The organism is Paenibacillus validus NBRC 15382 (assembly GCF_004000985.1).
Classification (GTDB): domain Bacteria; phylum Bacillota; class Bacilli; order Paenibacillales; family NBRC-103111; genus Paenibacillus_G; species Paenibacillus_G validus.
In genome coordinates, this window is the sequence record NZ_BIMH01000003.1 from 23066 (window position 1) to 39958 (window position 16893).

At 59.4% G+C, this 16893-nt stretch carries 18 protein-coding genes; 6 read left to right on the forward strand and 12 right to left on the reverse strand.

Annotated elements, in window-relative coordinates; all coding sequences use genetic code 11:
• Positions 1 to 73: 73 nt before the first annotated feature.
• The 3 genes from PVA01S_RS03090 (at position 74) to PVA01S_RS26435 (ending at position 2849) form a co-directional block, all read left to right on the forward strand.
• Positions 74 to 2398 carry a transglycosylase domain-containing protein gene (locus PVA01S_RS03090; RefSeq protein ID WP_244932883.1) on the forward strand — a complete coding sequence of 775 codons (2325 nt, stop codon included), beginning with the start codon at positions 74 to 76 and terminating at the stop codon, positions 2396 to 2398.
• A 132-nt stretch (positions 2399 to 2530) separates the two neighbouring features.
• Positions 2531 to 2695 (forward strand): hypothetical protein, encoded by a 165-nt coding sequence (locus PVA01S_RS26430; protein ID WP_164751718.1) that lies wholly within the window; start codon positions 2531 to 2533, stop codon positions 2693 to 2695.
• On the forward strand, positions 2685 to 2849 hold the full coding sequence (locus PVA01S_RS26435) for a hypothetical protein (protein WP_164751719.1): 165 nt from the start codon (positions 2685 to 2687) through the stop codon (positions 2847 to 2849). The genes PVA01S_RS26430 and PVA01S_RS26435 overlap by 11 nt, the downstream gene beginning before the upstream one ends.
• A gap of 301 nt (positions 2850 to 3150) precedes the next feature.
• On the opposite strand, the gene PVA01S_RS03095 is transcribed toward PVA01S_RS26435, so the two are convergent.
• On the reverse strand, positions 3151 to 3687 hold the full coding sequence (locus tag PVA01S_RS03095; RefSeq protein WP_127605102.1) for a hypothetical protein: 537 nt from the start codon (positions 3685 to 3687) through the stop codon (positions 3151 to 3153).
• A gap of 192 nt (positions 3688 to 3879) precedes the next feature.
• Between PVA01S_RS03095 and PVA01S_RS26440 the strand changes: the two genes are divergently transcribed.
• Entirely contained in the window at positions 3880 to 4029 is a 150-nt protein-coding gene (locus PVA01S_RS26440) for a hypothetical protein (protein ID WP_164751720.1), read from the forward strand.
• Positions 4030 to 4173: 144 nt separating this feature from the next.
• Here PVA01S_RS26440 and PVA01S_RS03100 read toward each other — a convergent pair whose 3' ends face one another.
• The 8 genes from PVA01S_RS03100 to PVA01S_RS03135 form a co-directional block, all read right to left on the reverse strand.
• Positions 4174 to 4851, reverse strand: a complete 678-nt coding sequence (locus PVA01S_RS03100; protein WP_244932884.1) for a DNA-deoxyinosine glycosylase — start codon at positions 4849 to 4851, stop codon at positions 4174 to 4176.
• A gap of 74 nt (positions 4852 to 4925) precedes the next feature.
• The gene (locus PVA01S_RS03105; protein WP_127605104.1) at positions 4926 to 5828 is read right to left on the reverse strand and encodes a DMT family transporter; all 903 of its coding nucleotides are present in this window, start codon (positions 5826 to 5828) and stop codon (positions 4926 to 4928) included.
• A gap of 216 nt (positions 5829 to 6044) precedes the next feature.
• Positions 6045 to 7262, reverse strand: a complete 1218-nt coding sequence (locus PVA01S_RS03110; RefSeq protein WP_127605106.1) for a class I SAM-dependent methyltransferase — start codon at positions 7260 to 7262, stop codon at positions 6045 to 6047.
• Positions 7263 to 7529: 267 nt separating this feature from the next.
• Complete coding sequence (locus PVA01S_RS03115; RefSeq protein WP_127605108.1) at positions 7530 to 8303, reverse strand: sporulation protein; 774 nt, start codon at positions 8301 to 8303, stop codon at positions 7530 to 7532.
• A gap of 96 nt (positions 8304 to 8399) precedes the next feature.
• Positions 8400 to 9098: a serine/threonine protein kinase gene (locus PVA01S_RS03120; RefSeq protein WP_373423860.1), complete on the reverse strand. Its 699-nt coding sequence runs from the start codon at positions 9096 to 9098 to the stop codon at positions 8400 to 8402.
• Between the two features lie 294 nt (positions 9099 to 9392).
• Positions 9393 to 9662 (reverse strand): hypothetical protein, encoded by a 270-nt coding sequence (locus PVA01S_RS03125; RefSeq protein WP_054798306.1) that lies wholly within the window; start codon positions 9660 to 9662, stop codon positions 9393 to 9395.
• Positions 9663 to 9744: 82 nt separating this feature from the next.
• Positions 9745 to 10791 (reverse strand): flavin-containing monooxygenase, encoded by a 1047-nt coding sequence (locus tag PVA01S_RS03130; RefSeq protein WP_127605110.1) that lies wholly within the window; start codon positions 10789 to 10791, stop codon positions 9745 to 9747.
• A gap of 28 nt (positions 10792 to 10819) precedes the next feature.
• The gene (locus PVA01S_RS03135; RefSeq protein ID WP_127605112.1) at positions 10820 to 11992 is read right to left on the reverse strand and encodes a cation diffusion facilitator family transporter; all 1173 of its coding nucleotides are present in this window, start codon (positions 11990 to 11992) and stop codon (positions 10820 to 10822) included.
• A 209-nt stretch (positions 11993 to 12201) separates the two neighbouring features.
• On the opposite strand from PVA01S_RS03135, the gene PVA01S_RS03140 reads away from it, so the two are divergent.
• On the forward strand, positions 12202 to 12558 hold the full coding sequence (locus PVA01S_RS03140; RefSeq protein ID WP_054798307.1) for a DUF3889 domain-containing protein: 357 nt from the start codon (positions 12202 to 12204) through the stop codon (positions 12556 to 12558).
• Between the two features lie 87 nt (positions 12559 to 12645).
• Here PVA01S_RS03140 and PVA01S_RS03145 read toward each other — a convergent pair whose 3' ends face one another.
• Positions 12646 to 13491 carry a DUF72 domain-containing protein gene (locus PVA01S_RS03145; RefSeq protein ID WP_127605114.1) on the reverse strand — a complete coding sequence of 282 codons (846 nt, stop codon included), beginning with the start codon at positions 13489 to 13491 and terminating at the stop codon, positions 12646 to 12648.
• A 182-nt stretch (positions 13492 to 13673) separates the two neighbouring features.
• Between PVA01S_RS03145 and PVA01S_RS03150 the strand changes: the two genes are divergently transcribed.
• Positions 13674 to 14537, forward strand: coding sequence for an EcsC family protein (locus PVA01S_RS03150; RefSeq protein WP_164751721.1), 864 nt, complete (start codon positions 13674 to 13676; stop codon positions 14535 to 14537).
• 191 nt (positions 14538 to 14728) lie between these two features.
• On the opposite strand, the gene PVA01S_RS03155 is transcribed toward PVA01S_RS03150, so the two are convergent.
• Together PVA01S_RS03155 and PVA01S_RS03160 are read right to left on the reverse strand one after the other, a co-directional pair.
• Positions 14729 to 16084, reverse strand: a complete 1356-nt coding sequence (locus PVA01S_RS03155) for a DUF2252 domain-containing protein (protein ID WP_127605116.1) — start codon at positions 16082 to 16084, stop codon at positions 14729 to 14731.
• A 173-nt stretch (positions 16085 to 16257) separates the two neighbouring features.
• A complete protein-coding gene (locus PVA01S_RS03160; protein ID WP_127605118.1) occupies positions 16258 to 16665 on the reverse strand; it encodes a hypothetical protein in 408 nt (135 codons plus the stop codon).
• Positions 16666 to 16893 lie beyond the last annotated feature (228 nt).

Below are 16893 nucleotides of genomic sequence, written 5' to 3' on the forward strand. Positions count from 1 at the left end.
CAGACGCCTGAAACGTGCGTGGAACCGTTCAATTTTACGCCAGTATGGCGCATCACATATAGGGGGCAGATCTATGAAACCACCCCAGCAACCCGACTCAACGCCCCACACGGGCCAATTGCGGAATGACTCGCCGGCGCGAGCGATGCGGGCGACCTGGCGCTCCGCCCGTGACAAGGACGCCGGTACCGCGGCGCAGGCCGAGGCTGCAACCGGGGCGCAGCGCGGCAAGGCGGCCCGGGCGGATGCGGGCGCGCCTCGCGACAGCGGCCCGGCCGAGGCGGGCGACGCTTCCATGGCCGGGTGGCAGAGGCCGCTCGCCAGCCCATACCATCCGATCCCTGTCGCCCCACGCAGACGGTACCGGCCATGGTTGTGGGCGGTCTTGTTCGGCCTGCTGCTTGGTGCGCTCGGTCTGGGGCTCGCTTCGGCCTGGATCAGCGGTCTCGATATCAGCAAGCTGGAGCATCCGCTGCCTGAAGCGAGCTTCGTGCTCGACGCAAGCGGCCAGCCGGTTTCCGAGCTCTCGTCGTCCAAAATCGAGCCGGTGCCGCTAGCGCAAATGCCGAAGCATTTGCAGCACGCGATCGTCGCGGTCGAGGATCGGCGCTTCTACGAGCACCGCGGCTACGATCTGCGATCGATCGCCCGCGCATTGATGCGCGATCTTCAATCCGGCTCTTTCGACGAAGGCGGCAGCACCATCACCCAACAGCTGGCCAAAAATATGTTCTTGTCCTCGGACAAAACGCTAACCCGTAAAATAAAAGAGCTCGGCTACGCCATAAAAATACACTTCGCCTACAGCAAGGACGAGATTCTCGAGCTGTATCTGAACAGCATTTATTTCGGTGAAGGACAGTGGGGCGTCGAGGGGGCCGCCCAGCATTATTTCGGGAAGCCGGTGAACAAGGTGACGCTGGCCGAAGCCGCGCTGCTCGCCGGGCTTCCGAAAGCCCCTTCCCGGTATTCACCGGTCAAGCATCCCGAGGAAGCATTGACACGACGAAATCTCGTATTGTCCTTAATGAAAGAGCAGCAGCTGATCGAAGCGGCCGATTACGGGCAAGCGGTTGCCGAACCGATCCGGCTGAAGGCGGAAAGCGGCGAATCGCTGAAGGGGAAATTTCCGGCGTTCGTCGATTATGTGATGGATGAAGCGGAAACGAAATACGGCTTCACCGAGCAGCAATTGCTGACGATGGGGCTGCGCATCCATACGACGATGGACCTCACTGTGCAGCAGTCGGCGGAAGCCGTATTCGCCCGGCAAGAGCTATTCCCGGCAAGCCCGGATCAGAAGCTCGTCCAGGCGGCCGCCGTTGTGCTCGAGCCTGCCAGCGGCGCCGTGCGGGCTGTGATCGGCGGACGGGGCGAGCAGACGTACCGCGGCTTCAACCGCGCCACCGAGCTCAAGCGCCAGCCGGGCTCGACGTTCAAGCCGCTGGCCGTGTACGGACCCGCGCTGGAACACGGCTATACGCCCGACTCCATGCTCTTTGACGGCGAGCTCGATATCGGCGGCTACCGGCCGCGGGACTGGGACGGCCAAACCCGCGGAGAAGTGTCCTTGCGCGAAGCCGTCACCCGCTCGTGGAACATTCCCGCCGTCTGGCTGCTGAACGAAATCGGCCTGAATACCGGGCTCGATTATTTGAGACGGTCGGGCATCACGCTGCCGGCTGCCGATAAGCATCTCAGCCTGGCGCTCGGCGGGCTGTCCGAAGGCGTCTCGCCGCTGCAGATGGCGCAGGCCTACGCCGCCATCGCCAACCAGGGCGTCATGCAGGAAGCGCATGCCATCACGCGCATCACCACCAAGGACGGCAAGCCCGTGATCGAGGCGCACCCGCAGCGGACGGACGTGACCGCGCCGGTCCATGCGTATACGCTGCGAACGCTGCTGCAGGAAGCCGTCACGTCCGGCACAGGCCAGGCCGCGCTGCTGAACGGGCGGCCAACCGCCGGCAAGACGGGAACGACCCAGCTGCCGGCGACGCAGGAGTTCGCCGCGGTAGGCCAGAACGGCGCCAAAGATGCATGGTTTGTCGGGTTTACACCCGAATTGGCGGCCGCTGTCTGGGTCGGGTACGACCAAACCGACCGCAACCATTACTTGACGACGTCGGGAGGGGCCGTGCCGGCGACGCTGTTCAAGGAAATGATGACCCGCGCTTTGCAAGGGGTGCCGGTGAAAGATTTTCCCGTACCGGAAGAAGTGCAGCGCGCCATCGAGCAGGCTCGCAAGCAAGCGGAGGATCAAGAGCGTGAAAGACAGAGAAAGTCGGAGGAAGATATAGAAAAGCCGGATAAACGTGACTACAGGTTTTTCGAGAATAAATACGACCGCAAAGAGGACAAGAAAAAAAACCGCAAGCACGACGACGATGACGATTAAGCCGCGCTTCCTCCCGCATACCGAAAGCCCCTTACCCTTACGGCGAGGGGCTTTCGGTATGCCCCCGTCACCCGGCGGGAAACCTATTTGCGTTCCCTGTGGAACGGAATAACGAATCGAGGGAGGCCCCGTATGAAAATCGAAACGAACCGATACGAAGTTGCTTCGCTGCCGCAAACCGACGAAGCCGTTCGTATCATTCGGCAAGCCGAATCGAAGCTCGCCGAGCTGACCGGCGATGAGATTACGCTTATCGCTTATGCACACGCGGAAGGAGGCGAACGGCATGACGCATGACGACGCCCCGGCGGCGCATCCGCATGAACCTACCGTCGCCCCTGGCATGAACACGCACGATCCGCTGGAGGAGAAGGCAACGGAACAAGAGGTGCGGCAGGGGGAGTCAACGCCGGTCACCAGGCTGTTCGTGGACCGTACGCCCGACGATTAATTCCCGCCACCGCCTACCCGAATGAGCCCGCCCGGTGACTCCCGGGCGGGCTCTCGTATTTGTCGCCAGCTTGGCTTGACTCCGTCAGCGAGCCTATTCCGCAAATAGCGAAACTATAGCTCGCTATTCACATCTTCTTCCGGCCTGTCATCCGAACATCGTTCGAATAAGGCAACATCGTTCCATTCTCTCCGCAGGACGCCTTCCCCCTCGCCCGATCAAGCGCCATCCCTCCACTTTCTGTGCAAGCGTCCCCGGCGCAGACAAACGGGCCGCCGCTTAGCCCGTCCCCCGCCGCCTTCTACACCCGCTCCCACCGGTTCGAGTGCTTCTGCAGCATCGGATGGGCCGAGTAAAATTCGCCGCTGCCACCGGCTATGAACATGCGCACTTTTTTGATCCACGGCTCGAAGCTCTCGTAACCGGCCAGCCTGCCGGCCATCGCTGCGCTCACATACACGAAGTACGGGGAGGCGTACTTTTCCTCCAGAAACCGGAAGGCCGTGTCCATCGGCGTATATTTCTTCCGCTTGCCTTCGAACCGCTCAATCGTCCAATCCACGCCCGATTCAGCCTCATCCAGCAAAGCTTCCAGCGCGTCCACACGCCGGTAGTAAGGCTCGACCGGCTCTTTCTCCATGCGGCGCACGGTCTCTTCATGCAGCGGATAAAACACCAGCTTCGCGATGCTCCGTTCTTCGGCCAACCGAAGAAGCGGCTGCAGCTCCTGCAGCGAATAGTCCGCGAAGCTGTCGTACACCCACAAGCTGCCGCGCTCCGATTCCCGCGACTTCGGGGGTTCGTAACCGAAAGGCACCTTCACGTTTTGCTTGGCCATCGCCATCATCCTCCTCGGGTTTCGAGCGTTGGGGATCTTTTTGGTTTAGTATACCATGCCAGGCATCCGGCATTCGCCTCCGAGCCGCGGCCCGCCCCGCCTTTGCCCGCAGTCAGGAAGCATATTTTGCAAGCAGGCTGCGCACGTTAATAATCGAAGACCGATCCTATGGGGAGAAAGGAGGATCACGCCATGTCCGAGAACAAGAAGCATCAAGGCAACTACGAGGGCACCGCTTCCATGTCCGCCGAGAATCAAGATCTGGAGTTCGTCAACGATACCGTAGAAAATGTGAAAACCACGAAAAATTTACCCGGCGCGACGCAAAAGGAAAAGAAATAACCGCACCCGGCCGTCCTGACGGCTGCACCGAAAACAACCGCAAAACGCCGCCCCTCGGGGCATGGCGTCTTGCGGTTGTTCGCCGTGCTTGCCGGCCTCGGCGGCATGGCCCGCTGGCTGCGCGGCCGCCTTCAGGCTGCCGGCTCACCGCCGGCTGCCGCCGGGGCGCCCGAGCTCCAGCCAGGCGTCCCGCACCGGCTGCCAGGCATCTCGCTTCGCTTCGAAGCTCATCGCCCGGGCCGGGCTGGACGACGGCAGCGTCCGGTACGTCCTGCCGTCGCCGGCCGGCAGCTTCGGGCGGACATGCCGCCGGAACAGCTCGGCCGCCGCGCTGCCGTTAAAAAACACATGCCGGATGCGCGGATGCATCCCGAACATCGCGGCGAAATCGTTCGCTTCCGGCCGGCGGATCGCCGCGTCCAGACTGCCCTCGCGCTCGCAGGTGCGCAGCACGTCCCACAGCGCCACGCCGCGCGATAGCGCGAACTGTACGCGCGCTTTATAGTCCGCATCCGGCTCACCGCCGTCCAGCAGCGCATACAAGAGCCGCCAAAAATGATTGCGCGGATGCCCGTAATACTGGCCTGCCAGCAGCGAAGCTTCGCCAGGCATCGAGCCAAGGATCAGGAGACTCGACGCGTCGTCGGCGAAGGGCGCCAGCCCGGTAAGGCGGGGGCTCCCCAACTGGGCATGCGTCCGGTCCATGGCTCCGGGCTCGTCCCCGGCGGGGCCTTGCCGCGGCTGCCCGCTCCCGGCTTCGCCGCGTGCCGGTGACAGTTTCCCGACCCCGCTCTCCGCTTCGCCGTCTCCGCAATCCTTCACCCGAATCCCCTCCTTCCATCGGACTTTCAACAGATTTCAACAGACTTTCATCCGAGTTTCAACCGGCATCAAGCCTATCCTCCATCCGATGCTTCCAGCCCGCCCGCTTGACGCACTTTAGCCGGCCGCATCGGTAAGTTCAGCACCAGCAGCCCGACTACAAAAATCGCAGCGCCGCCCAATATGTACTCCGTAATCGGCTCCCGAAAAAATAAATACGACCATAAGATCGAAAACAATACGCCGCAATTGCTAATGATGACGGCTACCGGGAAAGAGACTACGCGGAGCGCCTGCGAGAACCAGTAAAAGCTGAGGCCCGTAATAACCCCGAGCAAGGCCAGCGCCAAGATGGGGTACAAGCCGACCGGGCCCGTTAAGGATGCCTGGAACGGAAGCGGAAGCGCCATCAGCAGCGAGCACCAGAGAAACACCGAGAAGTTCATGTTGCCCGCATCCATCTCCTTGATCAGCATCCGCTGGCTTAACACGTGAAACGCCGTTCCCAAGCCCGAAATCGCGTAAAGCACCGTCGTCCACGCCCCTCCCTGCAGCAGAAGCGCGAGCGGCAGCCCGTTCCAGCTGATCAGGAGCACTCCGGCAATACACAGAAGCGCTGCCGCCCAAGCCCGGACCGTCAGTTTCTCTTTTAGCCAAACGGCGGAAACGACCAGCAGAATGATGGTTTGTATCGGCGTCACCAAAATATTTCCGTAAGAATACCCGATAGATAACGCGATATTTTCAAAAAAATAATTGCAGCACTTCCCCGCCGCCCCCAGCCAAATCCACTTCATATCGAAACGAATTTTGATTGGATGCCTTTTGATCCACAGAAATCCGCCCAGGAACACAACGCCCAACGCGAACCGCATGAACGTAATCGTCATGCTATCCAGCATCATCGAGGCCGTCTTTACCAGTATACCGACGAAGCTCCACGACAGCGTCGCGAGCAGCAGCAGCACGTATCCCACGCCATAGCACCTCTTCCCACTTTAAGCAACAGCCTCATTGTAGCATATTTACGTCGGTCACCCCGCTGCTTTTCTTCGCCCGCCGCAATAAAAAGGAGCCGCCAAGGCTCCGGCCAACCGTATGAAATTCCCCTGCATGCGGAGCGCTCGCTATTCGCCGCAAACTTTGGATGTGTAACCGCAAAGTCGACGAATAAGATCCCCTCGCCTGCTTGCCTACAAAGCTCCGTCTTGTCCGGAATTTCTAGTCAACGCAGGCAGCTCCGACGCCAAAGCGCGCTCCAAATACGGATCGGCATGCAGAAAATCCCGAAAACCGGCATACTCCGCCGCCAGCTTTGCCCCTTCGTCCGGCGAGAGCGCGGCGGCGTTCTTGACGGCGCGGATGAGCAAATTTTTGGGCGTGTGCTCCAGATCGATGAACTCCAGCAGCTGCGTCTTATAACCGGCCAGCTCCAGCAGCTTGGCGCGCATCGCATCGGTCGCCAGCGCAGCGAAACGCTCCTTCAGGATGCCGTGCTGCAGCAGCGGCGCGAGAGCCTCGCTCTTGACTTGACGGAACAGCTCGTGCTGGCAGCAGGGTACCGACAAAATAACGGACGCTCCCCAGCGGACCGCCTTGTCGAGCGCGGCATCGGTCGCCGTATCGCACGCATGCAGCGTAACGACCATATCGACTTGACGCAGCTCGTCATATTGGGCGATATCGCCCACCAGGAAGCGGAGCCGGTCGAAGCCGAGCTTGTCCGCCAATGCGCCGCAGAACGCGATTACATCCTCTTTCAGATCCAGGCCGACGATGCGCAAATCCATTCCCCGCATCTCGTGCAGGAAGTGGTACAGCGCGAACGTCAAATACGATTTGCCGCAGCCGAAATCGATGATGTTCAAGGTTCGTCCTTGCGGCAGATGAGGCAGCACGTCGGCGATCATCTCGAGAAACCGGTTGATCTGCCGGAACTTGTCGTATTTCTTGGCCAGCACCTTGCCTTCGGCGTTCATAATGCCGAGCTCCACGAGAAACGGGATCTGCGTTCCCTCTTCGAGCACGTAGTTTTTCTTGCGATTATGCTCCGGCGGCCTTGCCGTATCGGCCTTCTTGGTCGGCGGCTTGCGCAGCACGGCCAGCTTGCCCTTCTTGCTGAGCAGCGCCTGATAATCCGCCTCGACCGCTTGCAGCAGCCCTTGCCTGAAGTCGTCCGTCAGCCACTGGACGAGCTTGCCGGTCGTTTCCGCCGGGGATACGTTCTCGTGCTTCACCTTCGGCCCGAAGAAGGCGCTGAACTGGTAATGCAGCTCCCCCTTCAGCATGACGGGCTTCACCGTCACCTTCGAGCAGCCGTCCGGCTCGTTGCGGCGGGGCTGGCTCAATGTCGCTTGAATTAGCGTGTTTTCTCTGACCAGACGGTCAACAATCTCATAAAGCTCCTGCATAGGCTGTCGTTATCTCCATTTCCGGATGTTCGTCGTTACTCATTATACCCCGGATGCCCTTCCTTCGAAAACTTCACGGTACAACAGTCCCCTCGTCAGCTTATTTCGTTGCCTGCTGGTGAGTCTGCCGTATGCAAACCCTGACATTCAAATTCCGGTCGGAGGCATCCCGTCCCTCTTGCAAAAAGTCCGCCTGCTTCCGCAGACGGACTTGTTTCGCGGCCTGCCTGCCTTCATGCAGGCGGGTCGGTTAAGTTTCGGTGTCCCCTAGCTGTATCGAGAGATCAATTCTTTCAATTTAGACGCGACCGTTTGCGCACCGTAACGCAGCTCGCTGCCCGGAATCGTCAAGCGGACGAAGCTCTCATCCAGCCCCAGCTCTTCGGCAAACATGCCGCGTAAGCCTCTTGCCCGGCGGTCGATTTGGAGGAACAGCTCCAAGTCGCCGCCTTTCGGGAAGAAGAGCACCTCCAGCTCATCAAGCTTCCCGCGGAAATGCGTCGTCGGCACGAATTCGAACTCCTGCACGAACGGCAGTCTTCCGCCGAGGCGCGGCGCATATTCGTTCTCCACCTCGCGCAAGCGGAAGCCGAGTACATCCAGCGCGTCCAGTACCGTTTGCATCTCCTGGCTCGGCGTCACTTGAATATAATCGCGGTCGGTCGGGTTGACAGCCATCTCGATATCCAATCCGGTTTCGACCCATACCGGCGCGTTGCGCAGCGTAACCGGGGTTTGCTCCGGCAAGCGGAAGCTGAACGGAATTTCTTTGCGCTCATCCGGCCGCAGCAGGAACGCGTCCGTCAGCAGAAACTTGCCGATTTCGGCTTCCCGTGTAACTTTATGGTCGTTTTCCTCTTTGACGTAGCTTGTTTTGATATACAAATAAATACGGTCGACCTGCTGCTCCGTGCTCCCGCCCTGTACGCGAACGACCCCGCTGATTGCACCGCCCACACTCACCTGCGACGAATCCAGTTCCGTATCCACCTTGGCGGATCCAATTCCTACGCTTGCCAGCATTTTCTTAAAAAAAGACATCGAGCAAAGCCTCCTCATCGTATATATCGAACGGCTGCCGCATGGACTGCCGATGGCCAACCTTAAACGTTCATACGAGCCACCCAAAAGTTGGTTTCACCCTTTGCGGCAGACTGTGCGCTTACACTTTTTCCAGACGCGGTATCCTTTGCGAACCGAATTCAACAAAAAATCGGGAAACTCCACACGCCGCACCCAAGGAAAATAAAAGCGATAGTAGGCGCGCTTCAGATCGTCCCACATCTCGCACGGCTCTTCTTTCAAAAAATCCGAAACGTCGACCACTTTCCCCCGGCCGTCCTGCTGCATCACATTTTTCCCATGTACATCGTGGGGATTCAGCCCTTGCTTGCGCGCATATTTCAACGCTTCGTCGATATCCTCGATCACTTGTCTTGGAATCGGGATCCCCCGGCGCATGCAGTTATACAAGGTGATGCCCGTCAACCGGCGCAGCACCAGATACCCGGCCCCCGCATGCAGGCATTCCGAGTACGCCGGATGCCGGCCCAGCCGCCGGTACACTTCCGCTTCCTCTTCCAGCCCCGGACGCCCCGGCGCATATACTTTCACTACCCAATCGGGCCAAGCCGGATGCAGCAGCACAGCCGCGTAATTACCGACGCCAAGCGTCCGCCAAGGTCCGGGCACCTCATACACGGTGACCGGTTCATGCTCCCGCTCGCTCGCAATGCGCAGCCCGGGGAGCAGCTCCTGCTCAATGCACTCGATCAAGGCCGCATGCTGCATCCGGTTGTCCTGTTCTCCCGCACGTATGCGTTTGCCCTCCTTCATAAGCGTACGCGTCTTCCTTTCCCGCCAATCCGCCTGGCGCCGTTACACGAATATCGTTCCTGCTCATTGTATCATACGTGCGAAATCGGCGGCAGTATGAAATCGGTGTATGGCCCATCGGTTAACGCCCAAGCCCCTTTGTCGAACAAGGTTGTAAGCGCAACCAACATTTCGGAGGGGGCCTCGCGATAAGACCAAAGACCGTTGGTTCGCCTTGTCCTGACAAAAAGCCGCCGCGGCGCAAAGCCGCGGCGGCGGTCTCTTGGTCGATGTCGGCGACGGTACGCCGAAGCCTCAGGATTGCGAAGGCTTCACGCTTTGGAGCGCCGCTTGGTCCTCTGCGAGCGACTCTTGCGCCAGCTGCATCGGCTGCTCTGCGTGCTCATGGCCGACGGCTTGCGCAATGGAGCGCTGCGCTTTGTCGACAGCCGTCTCGGCCTGCTCGATCATCTGCGCGGTCGGATGGGACTGGGCTTGCGTGACGGCATGGTGAGCTTTCTCCACTGAATTTTGCGCTTGGGAAATCGGATTTTGCGATTGTAAGCTGGAATCGTATCTGGACATCTCACACGCCTCCTTTCCACATTAATCGCTGTTAATGTGGGACAATTGGCGGTGTTTTATGCGAGCTATGGAACAATCTGCGCTAGATGCATATGCGTTCCACGACAAATTCCGCATCTTCTCCCACCCCGCCCACCAGTGCGGAGCCGCGGGAATGCTGCCAGGGCAGCCCGACATAGTACAGTCCCGGATGGGCGCCGATCCCTCGCTTATGTACCGGAAGCCCCTGCGCATCCACGGCACCCGGGATGAGGATCCAGGCGAAGTCCGGCCGAAAGCCCGTCGCCCAGACCACGTTCGCCGCGCGCTGCTCCGATCCGTCCTCGAACCGGATGATGTCGCCTTCGGCGCTGACGGTTCGAGGCATTAAGCGCACGTTCCCTCGCTTGAGACAGCGGGCAAGCTCTCGGCCGAATATGGGATCCTTCCGCTTCCGAAGCCAGTTCCCGATCCTCGAGTCCCGCGGTGCTCCCAGAATGCCGAGGGCGTCCATCCAGCCGAATACGCTTCGGCCGAGCACATCAAGCGGTATAAACTTGAGCGCGTGCGCCGCAGAGAATGCGACTTCTCGTCCGGATGCTGCGAGCTCCACGGCAATTTGGGCCCCGGAGTTGCCTCCGCCGACAACCAGCGCCGGCCCGGGCTGCAGCTGCTCCGGACGCCGGTAGACGCTGGAATGCAGCTGCACAACCGAGGCGGACAGTCCGCCCGCCAGCGGCGGCACGGCAGGTCGTTGAAAGGGCCCCGTCGCCACAACCACCTGATTGGCGGTAATTATGCCTTGATCGGTACGGATCTGATAGCGGGCGCCGGCGGTCTCAAGCGCTTGTACGGAGGTGCCAAGCTGAACCGGAAGGTCGAAGTCCGTCACATACGCCTGCAAATAATCGGCGATCTCGTCCTTCGAAGGGTAACCGTTCGGGTCCCCCTCCAAGCTTCGTCCCGGCAGGGCGCTGTACCATCGCGGCGTAAACAGCACGAGCGAATCATACCGATGCCGCCACGCATCGCCGACCGCTTCGTTACGATCGATGCAAAGGAACGATATACCCCTTTTTTTCAAATAATAGGCAACTGCAAGTCCAGCTTGACCTGCTCCAATGACAGCCACATCCACCGACTTATTCATGCATGACCGCTCCTTCTTCTACGCTGCGTTATACCTTCAACTCTTCGTGTCGAATGGTCGAGTTTTCAATCTGAATCGTCGCATGCCCGATGCCGAACCGCTGCTCAATGAGTTGTATGGCCTGCTGCAGAATATGCTGGCCGTCCGCCTGATCCTCGACGACCATATGGCAGCTCAACGAATCGAGCCCAGAAGTAATCGTCCAGACGTGCAGGTCATGGACGTCGATAACGCCGGCAATGCCTTGCAGCGTCTGCTGAACGTCCGGCAAACGGATCCGCGAGGGCGTACCCTCCATCAAGATGTGCACCGTTTGGTTGATGACGCCCCAGGCGCCTTTCAAAATGAGCAGCGCGACGACAACGCTGATGATCGGATCGGCCGCGTACCAGCCGAACGCCCACATCACGAGCCCGGCGACGATCGCTCCGACCGACCCGAGCGCATCGCCGAGAATGTGCAGATAGGCGCTGCGCAAGTTCACATTCTCGTGCACGTTTCCCTTGCGCATCAGCGCCAGGGCGCTTAGTAAATTGGCGAGGAGGCCGATCGCGGCGATGCCCATCATCGTGCCGCTGGCGACCTGGGGCGGATCGAGGAGGCGTTCGTACGCTTCCCACATAATAATGCCGGCAATGACGAACAAGGTTACCCCGTTGAACAGCGCCGCCAAAATTTCAAAGCGATAAAAGCCGAATGTCTTCGCCGGGGAAGCCGGCTTGGCCGCGAAGCCGATAGCGATCAAGCTTAAGACAAGCGAGCTCGCGTCGCTCAACATATGCCCCGAATCGGACAATAGCGCCAAGCTGCCCGTCCACAAGCCGCCGAAAAACTCCAGCAGCATAATGCCCGCCGTAATTATCAGCGCGATGGTCAACCCTTGCTTATTGCCTTCGCGCCCGTGGTCATGGTGGCCGCCGATACCGTGGTGGTGACCGTGGTGATGGCCGCCGCCGTGGGCATGCCCGTGAGCGTGACTTTTCTCGTGCCGATGGTCGTGATTGTGTGCGTGATCGTTGTTGTGTTCATGCTTGTGTTCATGGTTGTGTTCGTGATCCTGATCGTGTTTACACGCTTGATCGTTTGTATGATGGCCTTCCGGATCGTGACGGTGTTTCCCGTTAGCGTCTTCCTCCTGCCGGCACGCGTCGTTCGTTTTGCCGCTCGTCCCTCCGGACCGAGGAGAATGCTCATTGCCCATAAGATCAGCCTCCCTTGCTCCGTAGCTTCTGGTCACAGCATATGCAGAATCATTACCACTACATATGAGCATGTATTCATATATTATGATAAGAGGATATGGCTTCCCTGTCAAGATATACCTTCACATCCACGCTTGCAAAGAAGTATCCAGCTCCTCGCGCATGGATTCGGATCAAGTATTAAAAAATAGAAGTGGAGGTGCATCCTATGAAATCTACCCGTCTGTCCCTGCTGGCTTTGCTCATGGCCGCTATCCTTGTTCCGGAGCGGGCCGAGGCGACCCGCATACTTGAACCTTTCTTGCCGTCGTCCGTATCCGTAAGCCAGGAGCCGTCCTATGCGAAGTGGAGCCGCTTGGCCGTTCAGGAGGCTCAGAAGCGGCAATATCGCGTACTCGATTACCGGTACATCGGCCTCAAAGAACTGTCGCCTTACGCCGCGGAGCAGCAATTCAAACTGTGGGTGCAACAAAACGAAGAGCCGTTCTCCCTCTACGTCACCGTTCGCTACAACCCGAAAAGCGACAAGCTCATTCGGATCTCCACCAAAGAATCGCATCCTTAAGACGGCGGCATGCCCAATAGCCTGGCCATGGGCCAGGTTATTGGGCGTCTATGGAAGTCGCTCGCTCATTGACATGCACGGGCACACCTAAAACAAATCGAGCTGGCGCGGCGCAAGCGGCTCGGTCGGCATGCCGAGCAGCCGCATCAACTCCAACGCATTATGCGCGGCGTCTCCGCCGGAATTGTTGTTGAAGATGACGCAAATTTCCTTCGTCTGCTGCTGCAGACCGGTCAGATGCGCCTTCCACTCAAGCAGCTCGGACTCGCTGTAACGGTACAAATACCGCACTTCCCGCCAGTTTGGACCGCCGCCCTGATTCCAGTTGGCCGCGTTCCGGCCGTGCATCCGAACGATCGTCAGCGCGTCGTCGGTCGGCTGCAGCACCGTCGGGATGGACCCCACGCCGGCTTGAGGCTCGTCGCAAATACTATGGACCCAGCCTTCCTTCTTCATGAAGGCAAGCGTCTTCTCGCGCATGTCCGCCGTAAACCAGCTTTGATGGCGGAACTCCAGCGCCAGCGGGAGATCGCCCATCAGTCTTTTCGCTTGCCGGAGCAGCTCTACGTTCGTTCGCGTACAATCAAACCACGGGGGATACTGGAACATCACGCAGGTCAGCTTACCCGCTTCGACCACCGGTCTTATCGATTCGCAGAAGGCGCGGAACATCGATGCCGCGTCCGGGTAAGGGATGCTGCCCCTCGCGTGTCCCGTCATTCCTTGATACGCCTTGATAACGAACGTGAAGTCGGGAGGCGTATCGCCGACCCAGCGCGCAAACTGGTCCGGCGATTGAACCGCATAGAACGAGCTGTCCACTTCGACGGTCCGGAAATAGCGGCTGTATACTTTTAGCTTATCCAGCGCTGCGGCGCCCTGTTCGTACAGCACGTCATGGTCGCCCCAGCCTGCAAGTCCGATTCGTATCATCGTTTCGCTCCTTTCCAAGGGCCCGCCCTCCGGTAACGGGACCGCCGTAATTAGCCGAATTCATCCGTCGCGTCATAACTTCTTCCTGCTCATATCGACGCTTGGGACCGATTCCATGTTCAGCGCATCCGGCTCCGCGCTATTTCGTAGTACTCTGGTAAGCAAAGGAGTGTGTATGTATCATGACGACCGATCCGATCCAGCCCTACCCGCATACCCCGGAATCCCGAGAAGCGCTGATCGCCATGCTGAACGATATCGCGACTTGGGAGAAGAGCCAGAAAGACCTGTGGTTTTGGGAAAAAATCGGGCGCTTGCCCTTTCAGCTGCTCGACCGCTTAACGCCCCAAGCCATCCAGAAGAAACTGGCCCAGGCGATGGACGAAGTCGGCAGCTACGTGCAGAGCGGAGGCCGGTATCTCGTGTCGGAGAGCGGGGTTCTGAGCCGGCTTCAGGAAGAGCTTGCAGCATCCGATGAGGCTCGCGGAGAGGCGAAGGAAGCGCCGCTCACGCTCGCGGACGTTCCCGGCCTGCCGCTTGCGGTCATGAACCGCGCCGCGGCGAGCCTCACGCACAACCGCATAAAGCTGGCGACCGCGCAGGGCGCGACTACCGGCTTCGGCGGCCTGTTCACGCTTGCCATCGATATTCCCGCCATCCTCGGGCTGTCGCTCAAGACCATCCAGGAAGTAGCCATGGTATACGGCTATGATCCGAAGGAGAAACCGGAGCGCGTTTTCGTCATCAAATGCTTGCAGTTCGCTTCCGCCGACATCGTCGGCAAAAAAGCGGTGCTCGAGGAGCTTGCCGACTACGGCAACGAAAGCCGCAAGCCCGAATCGCTCTCGCAGCTGCAGGGCTGGCGCGAGGTGGTCGCCGCCTACCGTGACAACTTCGGCTGGAAGAAGCTGTTCCAGCTCGTTCCGATCGCGGGCATGCTGTTCGGCGCGGTGCTCAACCGCAGCACCCTGCAGGACGTCGCAGAGGCGGCCACGATGCTGTACCGCAAGCGGCGCATACTGGAAAGGCTGCGGCAGCAACAATAACGATGATCTAGGACCGTCCGGACACCTGCCCGCGGACGGTCCTTCTCCGGTTGCGCAGCGGCCCCGCTGAAGGGCGGCAGAAGGCTCATGGATACTTTCAAATCGCGTACAGCCGTTCCGCTATGACCACGCGTCATCGTCCCTCCACTTGTGCGGCTTACATCATCCCCCCGCCCTCGCCCCGCACCGCCTTACTCCTGCGCGGCATACACCGCCGTCCGCTCCTGCGCCCATTCCGCGAACAAGCGATAATCGGCTTCCACTTGATGCGCGTAAGCCATCGACCAGTCGGCCGCATAATCGCAGAACGCCTCCACATCGTTCCCGATCGCAGCCGCGATCTCGTCCTCGCTGTGATAACGCATCAGCCCATGGTCCACATCCGCGTCCGCCCGGGCGTGCAGCTTCGCGGTGATCCGCCCCATGCAGTCCAGCACATCGAACAGCTCGTCGGCGTTAACCAGCTTCTCAGCCTTCAGCTTCTTCTTATACGGCGATCGCTCGCGCGCGTAGAAGTGCCTGTCGTTCATCGTCATATACCCGAGGAACGGATCGGCTTCATGGTGCATCGCCTGCTGCGTCATCGTCACCCGCTTGCCCTGATGGCCGAAATAAGCCCAGAACGCCTCATGATACGGCAGAAAATAAGCCGGGACCGGTGTGCGCACTTCCTTCACCTCGATGACGTGATCGTCTGGAGCATGCTCGCCGCCTTCCCCTTCGATCAACACGTAGTACCGGTCGAGCCCGATGGAAGCTGTCCCGGAGCCATGCTTAAGCGCCACATCCTTGATCGCGTAGTAGCCATCCGGCCGCTTGGCTTGCTCGCTGAGCGTCTGCAGGTAGCCGGGCCAAGCCGACTCCAGCATCCGGCGCTCCTCCGCGGTCGGAGCCACAAGCTCCGCGGATTTCGTGAAGCGGCGGGCGGAACGCGTCAATGTCGTAATGCCCTCCAGAAATTGCGAGGCCGCCCGCTTTTCCGACTTTTTCAACAGCTTGCGAATCGGGCCATGCGTATGCTCCTTATCGAAAACGAGCGTACGCGGATCTTCCTTCCGTTTGGCAAACCGCCGAATCTGCTTGTCGTATGCGCCCGCATAACGGACAATCGCTTCGTGCTCCTCTGCGGGCGTCAACCCCTTCATCCGGCATACGAGCGAGATGCTCACGGACATCCGCAATATATCGTACAGGTACGAGCCCCGGTACCCTTCGTCAAAATCGTTCACATCGTAAACAAACCGGCCGTGCTCGCTGCGGAATACGCCGAAATTTTCAAAATGCAGGTCGCCTTGTATCCATGTCGGACGATCGGCGGGCGTATGATAAGGGAACCACTCCCGGGTCGTATCGAAATAAAACAGGTAAGCGCTGCCGCGAAAAAAAGAAAAGGCGCTGCCCGCCATTTTGGCGTACTTTTGCCGGCGCCCCGCCTCTCCTATTTGCATCAACTGTCCGTCAAATTCGTCGAATACCCGCTGCAGCATATCTTTGCGCAGCCGCCCGTGCGTCTCTTGAACGCGAGCGATCAATCGTTCAATCGTCATGAATAGGCTCCCCTCCGTTTCAGGCTATCGTAGCCGATGCTTCATCCTGGTGTCAATGCAATGCGGCAATGCCGTCTCATGCTCGCAACCCCCGGATCCACGCATCCAGCCCCTGACCGGCGGCTTCCCGCCCACACCTACGAAACCGCCGGTGCTCCCGGCGGTTTCTGGCCTTACATAGCAGACCGCAGATTCCGAATTGCTTCTTCAATCGTATCCGTCAGTCGGTTGACGCTGTTGGTCAGCCGCTTCAGCTCGTCGCCTGCCGAAGCCAGTACGCCGGTTTGCTCGCGCAGTGCCCCTGTTTGCTCCTGCACGGCACGGCCGACGCCGTCCATGCTCCCGGCCACCGCCCACAGGGCGGCGACGACCCCTGCGATCCCCAGCAAAGCGACAAGCAGCCACAGCCAGCCATGCCGGTACCACGGCTTCCGGTAGGTTTGGCTGCGGATCGGAAGCGGGGCGTACGGGTGCGACGGTCGTCTCGTCTCGTGAAAATAGGTTGAATCCGGATGCCTCTCATATTCGAATGGCAGGTCTTCCTTGCCGGGCTGCCCGTTCGGTGTTTTATTCATAGTCAAGCGAATCCCTCCTCGGTAATAGCGTTCGCAACGGTACGGGAGTGTTAAACCGTTCGCAGGCCTCCTCCGTTTTTCAGGGGATGTGATGGAAAATTCAGGATTTCCTTTTTCCGTTTCACAAACCACGATTAGCCGGTACTCTTCATTCACCGCGTTGATTTTCATAGAAACCGGTTTCATCCGGATTCATACGGAAAAACATTATAATTGCCGCCGATTTTGTGTATT

Coding starts and splice junctions, on each gene's coding strand:
- PVA01S_RS03090 (WP_244932883.1), top strand. CDS start 74: ATGAAACCACCCCAGCAACCCGACTCAACGCCCCACACGGGCCAATTG.
- PVA01S_RS26430 (WP_164751718.1), top strand. CDS start 2,531: ATGAAAATCGAAACGAACCGATACGAAGTTGCTTCGCTGCCGCAAACC.
- PVA01S_RS26435 (WP_164751719.1), top strand. CDS start 2,685: ATGACGCATGACGACGCCCCGGCGGCGCATCCGCATGAACCTACCGTC.
- PVA01S_RS03095 (WP_127605102.1), bottom strand. CDS start 3,687: ATGGCCAAGCAAAACGTGAAGGTGCCTTTCGGTTACGAACCCCCGAAG.
- PVA01S_RS26440 (WP_164751720.1), top strand. CDS start 3,880: ATGTCCGAGAACAAGAAGCATCAAGGCAACTACGAGGGCACCGCTTCC.
- PVA01S_RS03110 (WP_127605106.1), bottom strand. CDS start 7,262: ATGCAGGAGCTTTATGAGATTGTTGACCGTCTGGTCAGAGAAAACACG.
- PVA01S_RS03115 (WP_127605108.1), bottom strand. CDS start 8,303: ATGTCTTTTTTTAAGAAAATGCTGGCAAGCGTAGGAATTGGATCCGCC.
- PVA01S_RS03120 (WP_373423860.1), bottom strand. CDS start 9,098: ATGAAGGAGGGCAAACGCATACGTGCGGGAGAACAGGACAACCGGATG.
- PVA01S_RS03125 (WP_054798306.1), bottom strand. CDS start 9,662: ATGTCCAGATACGATTCCAGCTTACAATCGCAAAATCCGATTTCCCAA.
- PVA01S_RS03130 (WP_127605110.1), bottom strand. CDS start 10,791: ATGAATAAGTCGGTGGATGTGGCTGTCATTGGAGCAGGTCAAGCTGGA.
- PVA01S_RS03135 (WP_127605112.1), bottom strand. CDS start 11,992: ATGGGCAATGAGCATTCTCCTCGGTCCGGAGGGACGAGCGGCAAAACG.
- PVA01S_RS03140 (WP_054798307.1), top strand. CDS start 12,202: ATGAAATCTACCCGTCTGTCCCTGCTGGCTTTGCTCATGGCCGCTATC.
- PVA01S_RS03145 (WP_127605114.1), bottom strand. CDS start 13,491: ATGATACGAATCGGACTTGCAGGCTGGGGCGACCATGACGTGCTGTAC.
- PVA01S_RS03150 (WP_164751721.1), top strand. CDS start 13,674: ATGACGACCGATCCGATCCAGCCCTACCCGCATACCCCGGAATCCCGA.
- PVA01S_RS03155 (WP_127605116.1), bottom strand. CDS start 16,084: ATGACGATTGAACGATTGATCGCTCGCGTTCAAGAGACGCACGGGCGG.